General features: G+C 56.5%; 15 protein-coding genes and 3 pseudogenes. 14 read left to right on the top strand and 4 right to left on the bottom strand.

The window, feature by feature from the left end:
- Positions 1–469 precede the first annotated feature (469 nt).
- From SGP1_RS00470 to SGP1_RS35930, 14 genes and pseudogenes are all read left to right on the top strand, one after another.
- Positions 470–1,224 (top strand): annotated as a pseudogene (locus SGP1_RS00470) (cellulose synthase operon protein YhjQ/BcsQ).
- 19 nt (positions 1,225–1,243) lie between these two features.
- A pseudogene (gene bcsA / locus SGP1_RS26090) lies at positions 1,244–3,208 on the top strand (UDP-forming cellulose synthase catalytic subunit); the annotation flags it as partial.
- Between the two features lie 27 nt (positions 3,209–3,235).
- A pseudogene (locus tag SGP1_RS32260) lies at positions 3,236–5,382 on the top strand (cellulose biosynthesis cyclic di-GMP-binding regulatory protein BcsB).
- A gap of 9 nt (positions 5,383–5,391) precedes the next feature.
- Positions 5,392–5,757 (top strand): hypothetical protein, encoded by a 366-nt coding sequence (locus SGP1_RS28825; protein ID WP_148203311.1) that lies wholly within the window; start codon positions 5,392–5,394, stop codon positions 5,755–5,757.
- A 37-nt stretch (positions 5,758–5,794) separates the two neighbouring features.
- Positions 5,795–6,097, top strand: coding sequence for a hypothetical protein (locus tag SGP1_RS35455; RefSeq protein WP_050747280.1), 303 nt, complete (start codon positions 5,795–5,797; stop codon positions 6,095–6,097).
- A 44-nt stretch (positions 6,098–6,141) separates the two neighbouring features.
- Positions 6,142–6,351: a hypothetical protein gene (locus SGP1_RS35450; RefSeq protein ID WP_341532830.1), complete on the top strand. Its 210-nt coding sequence runs from the start codon at positions 6,142–6,144 to the stop codon at positions 6,349–6,351.
- A gap of 25 nt (positions 6,352–6,376) precedes the next feature.
- Entirely contained in the window at positions 6,377–6,958 is a 582-nt protein-coding gene (locus SGP1_RS35445) for a tetratricopeptide repeat protein (protein ID WP_050747278.1), read from the top strand.
- A gap of 3 nt (positions 6,959–6,961) precedes the next feature.
- Positions 6,962–7,552, top strand: a complete 591-nt coding sequence (locus SGP1_RS35440; RefSeq protein ID WP_050747277.1) for a hypothetical protein — start codon at positions 6,962–6,964, stop codon at positions 7,550–7,552.
- A gap of 65 nt (positions 7,553–7,617) precedes the next feature.
- Positions 7,618–7,866 carry a hypothetical protein gene (locus SGP1_RS35435; RefSeq protein WP_050747276.1) on the top strand — a complete coding sequence of 83 codons (249 nt, stop codon included), beginning with the start codon at positions 7,618–7,620 and terminating at the stop codon, positions 7,864–7,866.
- Entirely contained in the window at positions 7,853–8,371 is a 519-nt protein-coding gene (locus tag SGP1_RS35430) for a cellulose synthase subunit BcsC-related outer membrane protein (RefSeq protein WP_050747275.1), read from the top strand. The genes SGP1_RS35435 and SGP1_RS35430 overlap by 14 nt, the downstream gene beginning before the upstream one ends.
- Before the next feature lie 139 nt (positions 8,372–8,510).
- Positions 8,511–8,945 carry a cellulose synthase subunit BcsC-related outer membrane protein gene (locus tag SGP1_RS35425; protein WP_050747274.1) on the top strand — a complete coding sequence of 145 codons (435 nt, stop codon included), beginning with the start codon at positions 8,511–8,513 and terminating at the stop codon, positions 8,943–8,945.
- Between the two features lie 28 nt (positions 8,946–8,973).
- Positions 8,974–9,186 carry a cellulose biosynthesis protein BcsD gene (gene bcsD / locus SGP1_RS35935; protein ID WP_424141185.1) on the top strand — a complete coding sequence of 71 codons (213 nt, stop codon included), beginning with the start codon at positions 8,974–8,976 and terminating at the stop codon, positions 9,184–9,186.
- A gap of 301 nt (positions 9,187–9,487) precedes the next feature.
- Positions 9,488–9,802, top strand: a complete 315-nt coding sequence (locus SGP1_RS00450) for a PAS domain-containing protein (protein WP_011409930.1) — start codon at positions 9,488–9,490, stop codon at positions 9,800–9,802.
- 252 nt (positions 9,803–10,054) lie between these two features.
- A complete protein-coding gene (locus SGP1_RS35930; RefSeq protein WP_083764618.1) occupies positions 10,055–10,180 on the top strand; it encodes a hypothetical protein in 126 nt (41 codons plus the stop codon).
- 614 nt (positions 10,181–10,794) lie between these two features.
- On the opposite strand, the gene dppF is transcribed toward SGP1_RS35930, so the two are convergent.
- Genes dppF through dppB form a run of 4 tightly spaced genes read right to left on the bottom strand, consistent with a single transcriptional unit; the run spans position 10,795 to position 14,729 of the window.
- On the bottom strand, positions 10,795–11,805 hold the full coding sequence (gene dppF / locus SGP1_RS00440; RefSeq protein WP_011409929.1) for a dipeptide ABC transporter ATP-binding subunit DppF: 1,011 nt from the start codon (positions 11,803–11,805) through the stop codon (positions 10,795–10,797).
- Positions 11,802–12,782, bottom strand: a complete 981-nt coding sequence (dppD, locus tag SGP1_RS00435) for a dipeptide ABC transporter ATP-binding protein (RefSeq protein WP_011409928.1) — start codon at positions 12,780–12,782, stop codon at positions 11,802–11,804. Before dppD ends, dppF begins: the two co-directional genes overlap by 4 nt.
- 10 nt (positions 12,783–12,792) lie before the next feature.
- Positions 12,793–13,698 carry a dipeptide ABC transporter permease DppC gene (gene dppC, locus SGP1_RS00430; RefSeq protein ID WP_011409927.1) on the bottom strand — a complete coding sequence of 302 codons (906 nt, stop codon included), beginning with the start codon at positions 13,696–13,698 and terminating at the stop codon, positions 12,793–12,795.
- An 11-nt stretch (positions 13,699–13,709) separates the two neighbouring features.
- Positions 13,710–14,729, bottom strand: a complete 1,020-nt coding sequence (gene dppB / locus SGP1_RS00425; protein WP_011409926.1) for a dipeptide ABC transporter permease DppB — start codon at positions 14,727–14,729, stop codon at positions 13,710–13,712.
- Positions 14,730–14,811 lie beyond the last annotated feature (82 nt).

Raw genomic sequence — 14,811 nt, 5'->3', positions numbered from 1 at the left:
ACCCATCGGCCGGGCTCGGTATTCGATCAATTGACCAGGCAGGCGGGAGCCGATACCCGCGCGCCCCAGACAGCCCGCGCCCCGACGCCGACGGAAGGTAGGCGTTACCGTTGCAAGGCACTGCGGCCCTGTTTGCCCAGCCGCCGGGCAACCTGTTGACGGCCCAACACGAGGCGCGCTCTGCGCTGCCGTTTCGCCAAAAGCAAGACCCCGCTGCCCCTACGCGGCACCGACCCGCACCCGCGAGGCTTATGCGCCACAGGGTAATCCGTTTGCGGTGCCAAATGCGTCGCAGGACATCCTCGGCAGCGCGGGTATGCGCTTTCAAAACTTATTCAACCGTAGCCCCGCGGTCCCCTGCCGACCCCCACGGCGGCCGCGATGTCCCCCTTTCACTTCTTCTAGAGCATATCGCTTTATGCTGTTAGTTTGAGTCTGTTCGCCGAAGGGCGGCGTGGGCAAAACCACCGTGAGCGCCAATTTAGCCTATGCACTGGCCCGCAGCGGCAGCAAAGTGCTGGCCATTGATTTTGACGTACAAAACGCCCTGCGACTGCATTTCGGCGTGCCGATTTCCGACACCCGCGGCTATGTCGCGCAGGCCACCACGGTCATGGATTGGAGCCAGTTTATTTTAAAAGCGGACGTCAATTTATTTGTTCTACCCTATGGCAAAGCGGAAGAAGAGCAGCGATTAGCGTTTGAAAACGCTATCATCCACGATCCGCACCACTTTCTGCAGCACAGTTTGAATATGGTGTTGAATTATCCGGGTCTGGTAGTTATCGCCGATTTTCCACCGGGGACGGGGCCGACTCTGAAGGCCGTACAGAACATTGCCGATCTGCATATCGTCATGATGCTGGCGGACACCGCCTCGCTGTCGCTGTTGCCGCAGATTGAAAATCACAAATTTCTTGGCGCGCAGCTCAATCAACGTCTGGGGCAATATTACGTCGTCAATCAAAGCGATATGCGACGTAATCTCAGCCGTGACGTATCCCATTTTTTGAACAGCGGCGGCTTGGGGACAAGCTGCTGGGCATGATTCATCGCGATGAATGCGTGCCGGAAGCCAACGCGTCCCAACGTTCGATTATCGAGTTCAGCCCGGTGTCTGCGGCGGCCTTTGATATTGAACTTATCAGTAAAAAAGTCTCCGCTATCGTTGGGGTCAAAGTAGGGGATAGCGAGTTTTATGCCATGCCCAATACGAGCATTTGACATTATCGCAGGTCAGGATATGAATAAAGCACTGTTTTATCTACTGTTACTAATAATGCTCCCCATCGCCACAATCATAGTGATTACGCCTATGGACAGTGATAAACAGTATTTTTTCGGCCTGGCCAGCCTGGGGCTAATGTTATTGCTCGGTATCAGTAAAAGCTACTATGTAAATGTCGTGCTGGTGGTGATGTCATGTCTGATGTCAACGCGCTATATCTACTGGCGCGCCACCGAAACCCTGCATTTTAATTCCACGGTGGAAGCCTGTCTGGGTATCGGATTTTTTCTCGCCGAGCTTTATACCTGGGTGATTCTGGTCCTGGGTTATTTGCAGACCACCTGGCCGCTAAAACGTCGTATTGAACCAATACCGGAGGATATTTCGCTATGGCCGACGGTAGATATTTATGTTCCCACCTATAACGAGAGCCTGGATGTAGTACGTGATACCGTGTTGGCGGCACAGTGCATCGATTACCCGCAAGACAAAATGCGTATCTATATTCTCGACGACGGCAAACACAGCGAATTCGCGGTCTTTGCCGCCGACGCCGGCGTGGGCTATATCACGCGGGACGATAATAAACATGCCAAGGCGGGTAACCTCAACCATGCGCTAACCCTCACCCGGGGCGAGCTGATTTGCGTATTTGATTGCGACCACGTCGCAACCCGCGGCTTTTTGCAGGCTACCGTCGGCAGTTTTCTTATCGACCCGCGACTGGCGCTTCTACAAACGCCGCATTACTTTTATTCCCCCGACCCGTTCGAGCGTAATCTTTCAGCGGCGCGACATAACCCCAATGAGGGCGCGCTGTTTTACGGACAGGTGCAGCAGGGTAATGATAATTGGAACGCGACCTTCTTCTGCGGCTCTTGCGCGGTTATCCGCCGTACGGCTCTGGAGGAAACCCAGGGCTTTGCGGTGGAAACCGTCACCGAAGATGCCCACACCGCGCTCAAGTTACAGCGTAAAGGATGGAATTCGGCCTTCCTGGCGATTCCACTGGCCGCCGGTCTGGCCACCGAGCGCCTCGGGCTGCATGTGATTCAAGCGTATCCGCTGGGCACGCGGCATGACGCAGATACTGCGCATGGATAATCCGCTGTTCGGCCGCGGCCTGAAGTGGCAGCAGCGATTGTGCTATCTCAACGCCATGCTGCATTTTCAATATGGCCTGCCGTGGGTGGTGTTCTTGACCGCGCCGTTGGTATATCTACTGTTTAACCAGAATATTATCGCCTCGTCGGCCAGCACCATTTTTGCCTATGTGCTGCCCCATCTGTTTATGGCTATCTGGCTTAATTCACGAATGAACGGTCGGTATCGTTATACCTTCTGGGGAGAGATTTATGAAACCGTAATGGCGTTTCACCTTATCATCCCGACATTCTTGACCCTGCTCTCCCCCAAGCATGGCAAATTTAACGTAACGGACAAAGGCGGCCTGTTAGATGAAGGCTTTTTCGACGCCCATATCGTGCGACCGCATATTATCGTGGCCTGTTTTCTGGTGCTGGCGATTATTGCGGGGATTGTACGGGCGGTGATGTATGACTATTTCAACGTCGATCCGCGGGTGATTGTCTTTAATGTCGTCTGGGCCATGCTTAGCGTCATTATTTTACTGGCGGCCATCGCGGTGGCCAAAGAAACGCGGGATCTTTCTATGGGCGGCGTAAAATTAGTCACGCCGGACGATCGTTATCGCCAGAGGATACCCTCGAAGAGGTGGAACTGCTGTTGCAATCCGGCGGCGTCTGTATTCCGGTCAATGTCATCCACGCCGGCCCGGACGTGATCCGGCTCATGTTCAAAGAGATGCCCCTGGATAAGCGGCGCGAGCTGGTGCAGATTGTTATGGCGCACGCCTATGCCTGGCTGACGCCACCCTATCCCCGCGATCGCCCTTTGCGCTCCTTTGCCAGCATCGTGCGTTGCGTATTCGAGCTGTTTTATAACACCTGGAAAGAACGCGGGCGGAATCACATATGTCATTTCAGGATGATGGTTTCTCTTTTGGCGACGTCGGCTGACGTCCATGCGGCAAAGGGAGAGGCAAGCACTTCCGGCCAGGACAAAGCCGCGCCGCTCTACCGCCTGCCGCCGCTGCCAGCCCCGACGCTCGGTAATGACGACGGCCATGCTGATGCCGACGACACGGCAAATAGCGCGGGTTACCTACCCCCCTCCGCTCGCGGCAGCCAAGCTGACGCCGGCGGCGCGGCAAATAATGCAGGCAGCACGGAAGCCGGCGCTCATGACGGCGCCGGGCTGCCTTTCTATTTCCCGCCGCCGACGCTGGATGTCGCTTCGGAGGCAGACATTTCCCCCACAGGTCTGAGCCTGGCGCCGCTTAACCTGATTGATTATGAGACCATTAGCATCGCGGAAATGGGGCAGCCCAACGGCCTGACCCTCAGCGGCGGGCAGTTACAGTCGGGCATTATCTTCACCCTGGCGCAAAACCAGGTGGTGACCAACGCCCGTCTCTCTTTGGCGTTGAAAGTGTCGCCGGCGCTGGCGGCGCGGGATACCAGCCTGCTTTTAATGCTCAACGGACAGGCTCTGGGCAGTATCCGGTTAAATTAAACGGCGGACGGCAACAACATCTATCGGATCGACGTGCCATCGGTGATGGTGGTGGGGAAAAACAATCTCAGCGTCAGCGACGATAATACGCTGTCCTGCGAGCGAGATCTGACCAATAAATATTGGGTCACCATTCTGCCCGACACCCATATGCAGTTGAGCAGCCAGATCCTCGACACGGGCCGGGATCTGTCGCACTTCCCGCGGCCGTTTTTCGATCCGCAGTCGATGAAGGGATCTTCGCTGGCCTTCTTGTTCTCACGGACGTTAAAGCCGGATGCGGTGGAAACCGCCAGCATGTTGGCCTCCTATTTCGGCCTCCTATTTCGGCCTGCACGCCAGCAACCGCAACGTTGATTTTTTTCCGTCTTTCTCGACGCGCTGCCGGCGCAAAACGGCATCTTGTTCAGCGAACCGGGCGACAAAATCGGCGCGCTTACCCTGCCACAGATCACAGAGCCGACGCTGCAGATTATCAATAATCCGCAAAATCCGGTGTATAAATTATTGCTGGTAGTGGGACGCAATGGCGTCGAACTGCGCCAGGCCGCCTGGCAGCTCATTTCAGCGCCGCTGCCGGCCAAACAGGATGTGATTCAGGTGCAAGAGCAGGCCATTCCTGAACGCCAGCCCTATGATGCGCCGCGCTGGATAGACACCAGCCGCCCAGTTTACCTGCAGGAACTGACGCAGGACATTCAGTCGCTGACCGCCAGCGGGCTGTATCATGACGGCATCCGCATTGGTTTTCGCGCCGCGCCGGATCTGTTTATGTGGGACGGTGACCACTTTACAGTCAATGTCGGCTACCACTTTCCCACCGATAGCGGGATCGATGAGGATCACTCCAAACTGGATGTTACCCTCAACGGCACTTTCCTTTACAGCCTGCCGGTGAACAAGCGCGGCCTACTGGAGGGTTTGTGGCGCAAACTGGGCGGCGACTCCCGTCAGGAACACTATACCCTGAAGTTGGTACCCTATCTGATCTATGGCGATAATCAGATGCAGTTTTATTTCTCCCTGTGGCCAAAGCCGTATGCCCCCTGTAGCCTGCTGACCAGCAACACCCTAAAAAGCCGCATCGATCCGGACTCATCTATTGATTTGAGCCGCACCTATCATTTCGCGCTACTGCCGAATCTTTCCTATTACGTGGGCGCCTCATTCCCTTTACGCGCATAGCGGATTTTTCCCAGACGGTAATGCTCCTGCCGGCCAAACCGCAGGCGGCGGAACTCGCCACGCTAATGGCGATGGCGGCCCGCGCCGGCAATGCGACCGGTATCACGTTGAACCGGGTAACGGTCCGGTTCGGCCTGCCTAACGGCGCCAGCGAGGACGAACAGTTGGCGGGCAAAGATATTCTGGCGGTAGCATCGCTGAAACAGGCGGCGTTTGTGCAACCGTTAGCCGCCAAATCGCGCTTCGCCTTGCGCAACGGCTTGCTGTCGGTGCGGGAGCGGCGACTGACGGATCGTCTGAATAACTATCTGAACGGTCATCTGTTCAGCCACGATCGGGAAGCGGATCGCTACCTGACCTCCACCGACGCCTAGCGCGGCTTTTTGAGTTTCGAGTCTCCCTGGACCGCGAAGCGGGTCGTGGTGTTGGTTACTGCGACCAACGATGATCAGTTGGTCAGGCTTAACCAGGATCTGCAATCGGCCGCAATCAACGCCGGCATCCGCGGCGATGTAGCGATCATTAATAACGAGAACGGCGTGCGCAGCTTTAGCGTCGGCGCGCTTTTCCCGCGCGGTGAAATGCCCTGGTACATGCAAGTGCTGTGGTACACCAATCAGCATATTATCCTGCTTGCGGTGTGCGGGTTGTTGTTTTCCTTACTGATCGTCAACGGTATTTACCTTCTGCTGGCCCGCCACGCCGCCAAATGGCTGGCTCACAGCGCCAATAACAAACAGGGTCATTAAATGAGGCATTGCGGAGTGGGTCTTATGAGTATCGGCTATGAAACGGGTCGCTAAACCAACCTTTGCCGCCTGGTGCGCCACGGGCATGACGGGGCTGTCGCTGTTGTCGGCCGCCTCATACGCGGCCGACAACAGCCCGGCGATAAACGCCCTGCTACAGCAGGCCGTCTACTGGCACGATAAAAGCCATGATGATCTGGCACGGGAGTCGCTGCAAAACGGTAATCAGGCGCAGTCGGCAAAGTGGCGCGCCCGTTTGACCACGGTTTCCCCCATGATAACCTCCTGCAAAGCCTGGACAACGCTAACGCCGTACAGGCCATATCCCCGGCGCAATTAGCCTATGCCCGCCGGTTGGCGGCCGACGGCAGGACCCTGCAGGCCGTGGCAAGCTATCGTGCGCTATTCCAGGATGCCACGCCGCCGGACAGTCTGGCAGTGGAATACTATGATACGTTGGCCGCGCTTCCCTCCGCCCGTCCGCAGGCGATAGCCGGTCTGCGCAGCCGGCTCCAGGCACAGCCGAACGACCGCGCCGCGCGGCTGGCGCTGGGACGTATATTGACCTATGACGAAGCGAGCCGCCCATCCTGACGCCGCCCGGAGTCGTTTCGAAGCAGTGCTCACCACCAAACAGGGCGGCGCCTTGAATCAGGCGAAGGCCGCCGCCGGCAATCCGGCCCAAGCGTTGACGCTCAGAGCGCCGCTGGCCCAGGAGGCGGGGGATAAGGGACTGGCCGCAGCGCTATTTCGCGCCGACTTGCAGCGCCGACAAAACGATTTCAATGGCGCGGAGCAGACCTATCGGGCGATTTTGAGCCGCGATGCGCAGAATAAAGACGCCAAATTGGGATTGTACTACACCCTGCGCCAAGCGAATAAGACCCGTGACGCCCAGGCATTGCTGCAAACCCTGCCCGCCGACGAACGCCACCGTGAATCGGCTGGCAACAGCGTCGATCCGCTGCACAGGCAGGCACAACAGGCACTGCAGGCGGGCAACACGCCGCAGGCGTTGGAGCGGCTAAATCAGGCGCTACAAAAACAGCCCGGCAACGTCTGGGTGCGGCTGGATATGGCGCGCATTCTGCAACAGCAGGGAGATAGCGCCCGCACGCAGGGGTTGATGGCAGCGATTTCCCAGCGCGGCGCCCCGGCGGATAACCTGTACGCCGCGGCGCTGTTTGCCAGCGAAACCTGACGCATGGCTACAGCGGCCCAATTGCTGTCCTGGATCCCGGACAGCCGTCGCAACCGCGCCATGCGCGAGTTGGCCGCGCGAGTGCGATTCCAACAGCAGATGGCCGATGCCGACACCTATATCGCCCAGGGCAATCGTACCGCGGCGCTCAATACGCTGCGCGTGCTGGCGCAAACGCCGATGTCGGCAATCTGGCTGGCGCAGCGACTACAAACATTAGGCGATAACACCACCGCGGTATCGCTGGTGCGCGCCAATCTGCGCCTGGGAGTTCACGGCGCAATCGGCGATTACGTGGCGCAAATCGACGTGCTGAATCAGGCGGGGTTGACCGACGAGGCCGCCACGGTATTGAACAATCCCACGATTGCCGCCTCCAGCACGCCGCAGGCGCTAAGCCGCCTGCGTCAGGGCGTGGTGATTAGTCAGGAGGACACGCTGCGCGAACGCGGACAATACGCCGCCGCTTACAATAAGTTGATCGTCGCACTGCAAAACGACCCGCAGAATACCGAATTGATGCTGGCCATGGCACGCCTTTATCAGAGCGGTAAAATGAATGCCCAGGTGGCAAAGGTTTATAATTATGGCTGACCCGCGAACCGCAAAACACGGTCGCGCGGGAAAGCGCGGTCAATGCAGCGCTGGGTGAGGGTGACGTGGCGCAAGGGGATCATGATCAGGCCATGGCGCTGCTGCGATCCGCCAAGGGTCGGATCATCGGCATGGCCGACACCGGCAATGTCTCGGTACCGCTGGTCGGTGAACTGCAAAGCGCCGATAATCCCGATAGCCGCGCAACGCTGGCCGGCGCGCGTACCGGCTCCAGCTACGGCATGGTGCTGCCCTGGCAGCAGGCAGACGGCGCCGGTCGCAACGCCGGAAACCAGAACGTTGACGCAAATTAACGCGCTGATGAATCAAGTTCAGGAGAAAACCGCCTCCTGGGCGCAGGGAGAGGTGGCGGTACGCAGCCGCGACGGCGAAAACGGCCTGAGCAATTTGACCGAAGTGAAAGCCCCGCTGACAATTTCCGGCGTGCCGGCCGACAACGCCCGGCTTAGCCTGACGGTCACGCCCATTTCGCTCGATGCGGGCAGTTCCTCCGGTTCCGCCAAAAATCGTTTCGGCACCGGCGCGACGACCTCCACCACCACGACCGGATCGGACGGTACCTCCAGCACCATCAATAGCGGCGATTATGTCGCCGATTCCTCCGGCGTGCAGAAAGCGACCGGGACCGAGGTCAATCTGGCGCTGAGTAGCGATAATTATAAGGTGGACGTAGGTTCGACGCCGCTGGGAACCGATATGGCCTCATGGGTGGGCGGCATCGAATGGTCGCCCCGGCTGTCAAACTTCAGCCAATTGACCTTCCGCACCGAACGGCGGCAGCATGCAATATGCCTATGACGATGGCGACATTGGCCTGTATGCCGGTCTGGGCGCCTACAGCTATCTGGACGATAACGTTAAAGTAACACCGGCATGAACGCGTCCTCAGGGGTCTATTTCCGCCCCTATCGCGCCGACGGCCGCGAGCTGCGCAGCGGTGTATCTGACCTGGATGGTGTTCGACCGCAACCTGAGCTATTACAGCTACGGTCAGGGGGGGTATTTCAGCCCGCAAAACTATATCAGCCTGTCGCTGCCGGTGGACTATATCCAAACCTTTGACGACTGGAATCTGACGCTCGGCGGCGCTGTCGGCTATCAATCCTATAATCAGGATAAGAACGATTATTATCCTAACGATCCCGCCATGCAGGCGGAAATGGAATCCCTGGTGACCAATGGCTATGCCGATGACGCCTCTTATAGCGGCAATAGCAAACACGGTGTCGGTTACAACGTACATGCCAAAGGGGTCTATAAAATCAACCCGCAGATGAGCGTCGGCGGGCAGTTGAGTTATGACACCTTTGGCGATTATTCCGAAGGTTCGGCGCAGTTGTTCTTAAAATATCTTTTAGGTGGTAACGAATGAAGCTGGATAATTTGCGGTATCCACGCCGCTGGACTATTACCGCCAGCGGCAGTTTCTAAATCTGGCGGGAGCACAGCAGGCCTGCCGCTTCCCACAGCCGGCCGCCGCCACGGTGGGAGATCTAGAGGACGGCCTGAATGGGCTTTGGTCACGTTTCAAATGGGCTATGGTCCGCCTGACGCCCGAAGGCCACCGCGCTAAGCTTTGCGGCATTGCGCCACACCCACGCGAACCCTGGTGACATTGCACAAACTATCTCGTTTACTTATTTTCACCCTATTTAATGCAGATGCATCGCAGGTGCTTTTCTCCATATAATCATCTCGCCTTGATTGATATCATTTTTATTTTACAAGGAACGAAGTATAATTGTAACTTGTACAAGCGTACCCGCGCTTGCTCAACCGGCACCCTTCCTGCAAGTTGAGGGCAATACATTCATTACTTTATGCGATTTTATTGATATATTATTCTTGCTTATCTTGCACTTTTTACATTGTTATGGCTATTTTTCTCTTTTGGTTATATTAGGAGATAAACAAATGGACAATCATGAAAATGGTATCAAAGCATATTTGAAATCGCCACAGTCATTGATATTATTCATAAAAAACAGTTCAGATCATTGGCTGATAAAAGACCATGAGGCAAGATATGTCTTTGTGAACGAATCAGCTTCAGATTTCTTCCGTTTTTCTAAAAGATTCAATGCCGAAGGAAAGTCAGATAAAGACGTCCAAACTGATATCTGTCAAGAACTTTGGCCTGAATTTATAGAAAGTGACCAAAAGGCTATCAAAGAAAATAAAAAAATAATATCAATAGCTATCCATCACTATGTCAAAGGTAACATGTAGCCTGGTCCCGCATTACCGCGAAAGAGCACCATTATATGATGATGAAAACAAGCTCATCGGTATTGTGGACTATGGAAGACGTCTAGAAGTGCCGGAATTGTTATATTATATGAATCGATTCAAATTGATACCGACAATGACCTTTTCACCAAAAGAGAGCTCGAAGTCATCTTCTGGGCGCAGTAACGACTTAGCGCCAAATAAATTGCCAAAAGACTTTATATTTCCTATAAAACCATTGAATTTCATCTCATGAATATCTACAAGAAGGCCGGCGTACACAGTCTGATTCAGCTTATCGAATACTGTAGGCATACGGGCCTTGATAAACATATTCCCTTAGATTTTATACGCAAAGGGGTACAACTAATCGAATAATTATGCATTTTACAGTTAATTATGAATGCGATTTAAAGTATGGTCGGCATGTCAACATCATGGCTGCCGGTGGGTATTCTTACTTTTGCGCCGGACTCATCCGTTTACGTTCAGCACGGGGGAGGAGGTGGCGGTTTCCCTGTCTTCTGGTTCCCTTGTCCGCGTTGCCTGGCAACACCTTGTTCGGCAGCGCGGGAGTGCTGGCTCGGTTATCGGGATGATATTGCATGTCTTCATCAACGTGACTGGAAAATCTGGGTCTCTTGTGCAAATCAATGTGCATCACATCGCCAGCACGTCTCTGCCAAGTGACACCGTGCGGAGAATCTCTCAACCTGCCGGCAATGGGGAGTAAGGTCACCTTTCGGGAACAGGCTTTTATCCTCACCGCCACTCTCGCATAGCCCACGTCTGGTCAACTATCGATAAGAACATTTGAAGCCCGGCCAGGTTAATCGCTGCACGTCGGGATGATTCCGGTCCTGCTGGCCAGGACGGGTACCGACGCTTAGTCATGTAACTGAAGCAGGGAATTTGGTGGGAGGCAGCCTGCAACTGCGAGGTAGTGGGAAATACGGACGCGGCTCAGGGGATACCATCCCCTGAGCCAAGGGTTAACGGGCTGGCTGCGCTTCATCCTGATCGACGGCAAAGCATGCCACCAGCTGTTCGCCATAGCCTTTCAACTGCGGCTGTAGCACGGTGCAGGAGCCGAAACGACGCCGGCAGCGCGCGTTGAATGCACACCCCGGCGGCGGGTTCAGAGGGCTCGGCAGCTCGCCGGTCAGCTTAATCCGCTCGCGGCGCAGATCGGGATTGAGCCGCGGAGTTGCGGACAACAGTGCCTGCGTATAAGGATGACGCGGATTGTTAAAGATCGCCTCCTTGCTGCCCTTCTCGACGCAGCGCCCCAAATACATCACAATCACGTCATCGGCGATATGCTCTACCACCGACAGATCGTGCGAGATGAACACATACGACAGCCCCATCTCCTGCTGCAAATCCATCATCAGATTCAAGACCTGCGCCCGCACCGAGACATCCAGCGCAGACACCGGTTCGTCGGCGATGACCACATCCGGATCCAGCATCAGGCCACGGGCAATGGCGATACGCTGACGCTGACCGCCGGAAAACATATGGGGATAACGGTCATAGTGTTCGGTTTTCAACCCCACTTTGGCCATCATCGCCAGCGCTTTTTCCCGACGCTCCGCCCGGCTTAGATCGGTATTGATCTGAAGCGGTTCCTCAAGAATCTGTCCCACCTTTTTGCGCGGATTCAGCGATCCATAGGGGTTCTGAAAAACTATCTGGATCTTCTGGCGGCGCAAATGCTCGGCGGTACGGTCGGGTTTGAGCAGATCCTGCCCGAGGTAATACAGCTCGCCGCCACTCGGCGTTTCGATCATGGTCAGCAATCGCCCGAGGGTCGATTTACCGCAGCCCGACTCGCCGACCACTGCCAGAGTTTTACCCCGCTCCATAGTGAACGAGACGCCATCGAGCGCTTTAACCAACTTCTCTTCGGCGAACAATCCTTTCTTCACCGGATAATATTTTTTCAGATCCACGGCATGCAGCAGCGAAGTGGATCGGTTATCGATAACGATTTCGCTCATCGGGTGGGCCTCCCGGCATCATCCAGCGGATAGTGACATTTGGACTGGCGGTCCGGCAGCGTGTGCAGCGCTGGTTCCGACTGGCGACAATGGTCGGTGGCATAGGGACAGCGCGGATTGAGTAAACAGCCTGACGGACGGTCATATTTGCCCGGTACGGTGCCCGGCAGCGACGCCAGACGCGCCTTATCGGCGGCAAACTCCGGCAGGGCGCGCTGCAGCGCCTGGGTGTAGGGATGACGCGGCGCGCGGAAAATTTCCGTCGCCTTGCCGGTTTCCACCACCTGGCCGGCATACATCACAATGATATGGTGCGCCACTTCCGCCACCAGCGCCAAATCGTGGGTGATGAGCACCAGCGCCATATTCTCGCGCTGCTGCAGGTCGAGCAACAGCTCGATTATCTGCGCCTGGATGGTCACATCCAGCGCGGTGGTAGGCTCATCGGCAATCAGCAGTTTGGGCCGGCAGGCAATGGCCATGGCTATCATCACGCGCTGGCTCATACCACCGGACAACTGATGCGGATACACATCCAACCGTGAGGCCGGATCGGGGATCCCTACTAGCGTCAGCAGATCGATGGCGCGCTGGCGCCGGGTCCTGCGGTTGCCGCCCTGGTGCACCTTTATGGCTTCCATAATTTGGAACCCTACGGTGTAGCAGGGGTTCAAGCTGGTCATCGGATCCTGGAAAATCATGGCCATATCGGCGCCGATCAGCTGGCGGCGCTCGTTGTCAGAGATTTTCTGTAAATCGCGGCCGTTGAACGCCAGATTGTCGGCCATGACTTTGCCGGGATAGTCAATTAACCCCATGACGGCCAGCGAACTGACCGATTTACCGGAGCCGGATTCGCCGACGATGCCCAGTACATGGCCTTGTTCCGCCTGGTAGCTGATTCGGTCTACGGCGCGGAACGGGGTGCCCTCATCGCCAAAATGGACCGAAAGTTTGTCTATGGTTAATAACGCCATTGCATCCTCGTTACTGCTTGAGTTTGGGGTCGAGGGCGTCACGCAGGCCGTCCCCCATTAAATTGAATGCCAACACGGTGAGCAGAATGACGAAACCCGAGAACGCCACTACCCACCAGGCACTCTGGGCGAACTGCAAAACATCCGCCAGCATCGTGCCCCATTCCGGTGTGGGCGGCTGTGCCCCCATACCCAGGAAGCCGAGCGCCGCCATATCCAGAATGGCGTTGGAGAACCCCAGCGAGGCCTGCACGATAAGGGGCGCCAGGCAGTTGGGCAGAATATTAACGAACATCTGCCGCAGCGTGCCGGCGCCGGCCACCCGCGAAGCGATAGTGTAATCGCGGTTGACTTCCCCCAGCACCGAGGCTCGGGTCAGACGCACATAGTGCGGCAGAGCGACAAAGGTGAGCGCCAGCGAGGCGTTAACGATGGACGGACCGAAGATTGCCACCAGCACCAGGGCCAGCAGCAGGCTAGGCAACGCCAGCATGATATCCACGACGCGCATGATGATAATATCCACCATACCGCCAAGGTAGCCGGCCAGCAGGCCAAAGATCACCCCCAGCAGCAGCGACAGAGCGACTACCAGACACCCCACCAGCAGCGACAGACGGGCGCCGTACATCAGGCGGCTGAGAATATCGCGACCGACATCGTCGGTCCCGAGCATAAACTGCCAGCTGCCGCCCTCCATCCAGACCGGGGGCCGCAGCAGCGCGTCGCGGAACTGTTCCGCCGGACCATGAGGCGCCAGTATGCCGGCGCCGGCGGCCACGATGAACATCAGCAAAATATAGGCCAGTCCAATGACCGCGCCCTTGTTGCGTTTAAAATAGTGCCAAAACTCCTGGAGCGAAGTCATCGGTTTCGGCGCACCGGTCAGCGTCACCGGTTCAGTTACTTGCGTCATTTTCCGTTCCTCTATTTCTTATGCCGGATACGCGGATTTACGACTCCGTACAGAAGGTCGACCAGCAGGTTGACCAGGATGATCAACGTCGCCACCAGCAATACGCCACCCTGGACCACCGGATAATCGCGGCGCTGTAGGGCCTCAATCAGCCAGCGGCCAATGCCCGGCCAGGAAAAGATGGTTTCGGTCAGGATGGCGCCCGCCAGCAGCGTCCCGACCTGCAGGCCGATAACCGTCACAACCGACAGCAGCGCGTTACGCAGCGCATGGACGACAATCACCCGCAGGCGGCTCAGCCCTTTGGCGCGCGCAGTACGGATATAATCTTCGCTCAGTACCTCCAGCATGGCCGAGCGGGTCATACGCACGATGACCGCCAGCGGAATGGTGCCCAGCACGATAGCCGGCAGGATGATATGCATGACCGCATCTTTGAAATCGCCCGGCTCACCCCAAATTAGGGTGTCAATCAGCATAAAACCTGTCAGGGGCTGGCTATCGTCGAGAAACACGGTATCCCCCACCCGACCGGACACCGGTGTGAGATTCAAATGCACCGAAACCAGCATGATAAGCATCATGCCCCACCAGAAAATAGGCATGGAGTAGCCGGTTAACGAGATGCCCACCGCGGTATGGTCGAAAATCGAGCCGCGCTTCACCGCCGCCAGCACCCCTACGGGGATGCCCACCAGCACCGCGAAAATCATGGCGCAAACGCCCAGTTCCAGCGTCGCCTGGAAACGCGGGACAAATTCCTGCCACACCGGAAGACGGCTTTTCAGCGAGGTGCCCAGATCGCCCTGCAACACCCCGGCGATATAGTGAAAGTATTGCTGAAACAGCGGCTTATCCAGCCCCATCTGCTCCATCAGCTCCGCGTGACGCTCCGGGGAAATACCGCGCTCTCCGGCCATGATCAGCACCGGATCCCCCGGGATCAGATGCACGAAGGCGAAGGTCAGCAGGGTAATGCCAATAAACGTCGGGATCACCAGACCCAAACGTCGGAGTATGAACTGCAACATATTCCGTAATCTCTGTATCTGTAAAAAATTGCCCCGGACGCAGTGGATAACGTCCGGGTGATTAACGCTCATGTCTTCAGGA

This window comes from Sodalis glossinidius str. 'morsitans', from assembly GCF_000010085.1.
GTDB lineage: Bacteria > Pseudomonadota > Gammaproteobacteria > Enterobacterales > Enterobacteriaceae > Sodalis > Sodalis glossinidius.
This window is presented reverse-complemented; position numbering and strand designations above follow the sequence as displayed.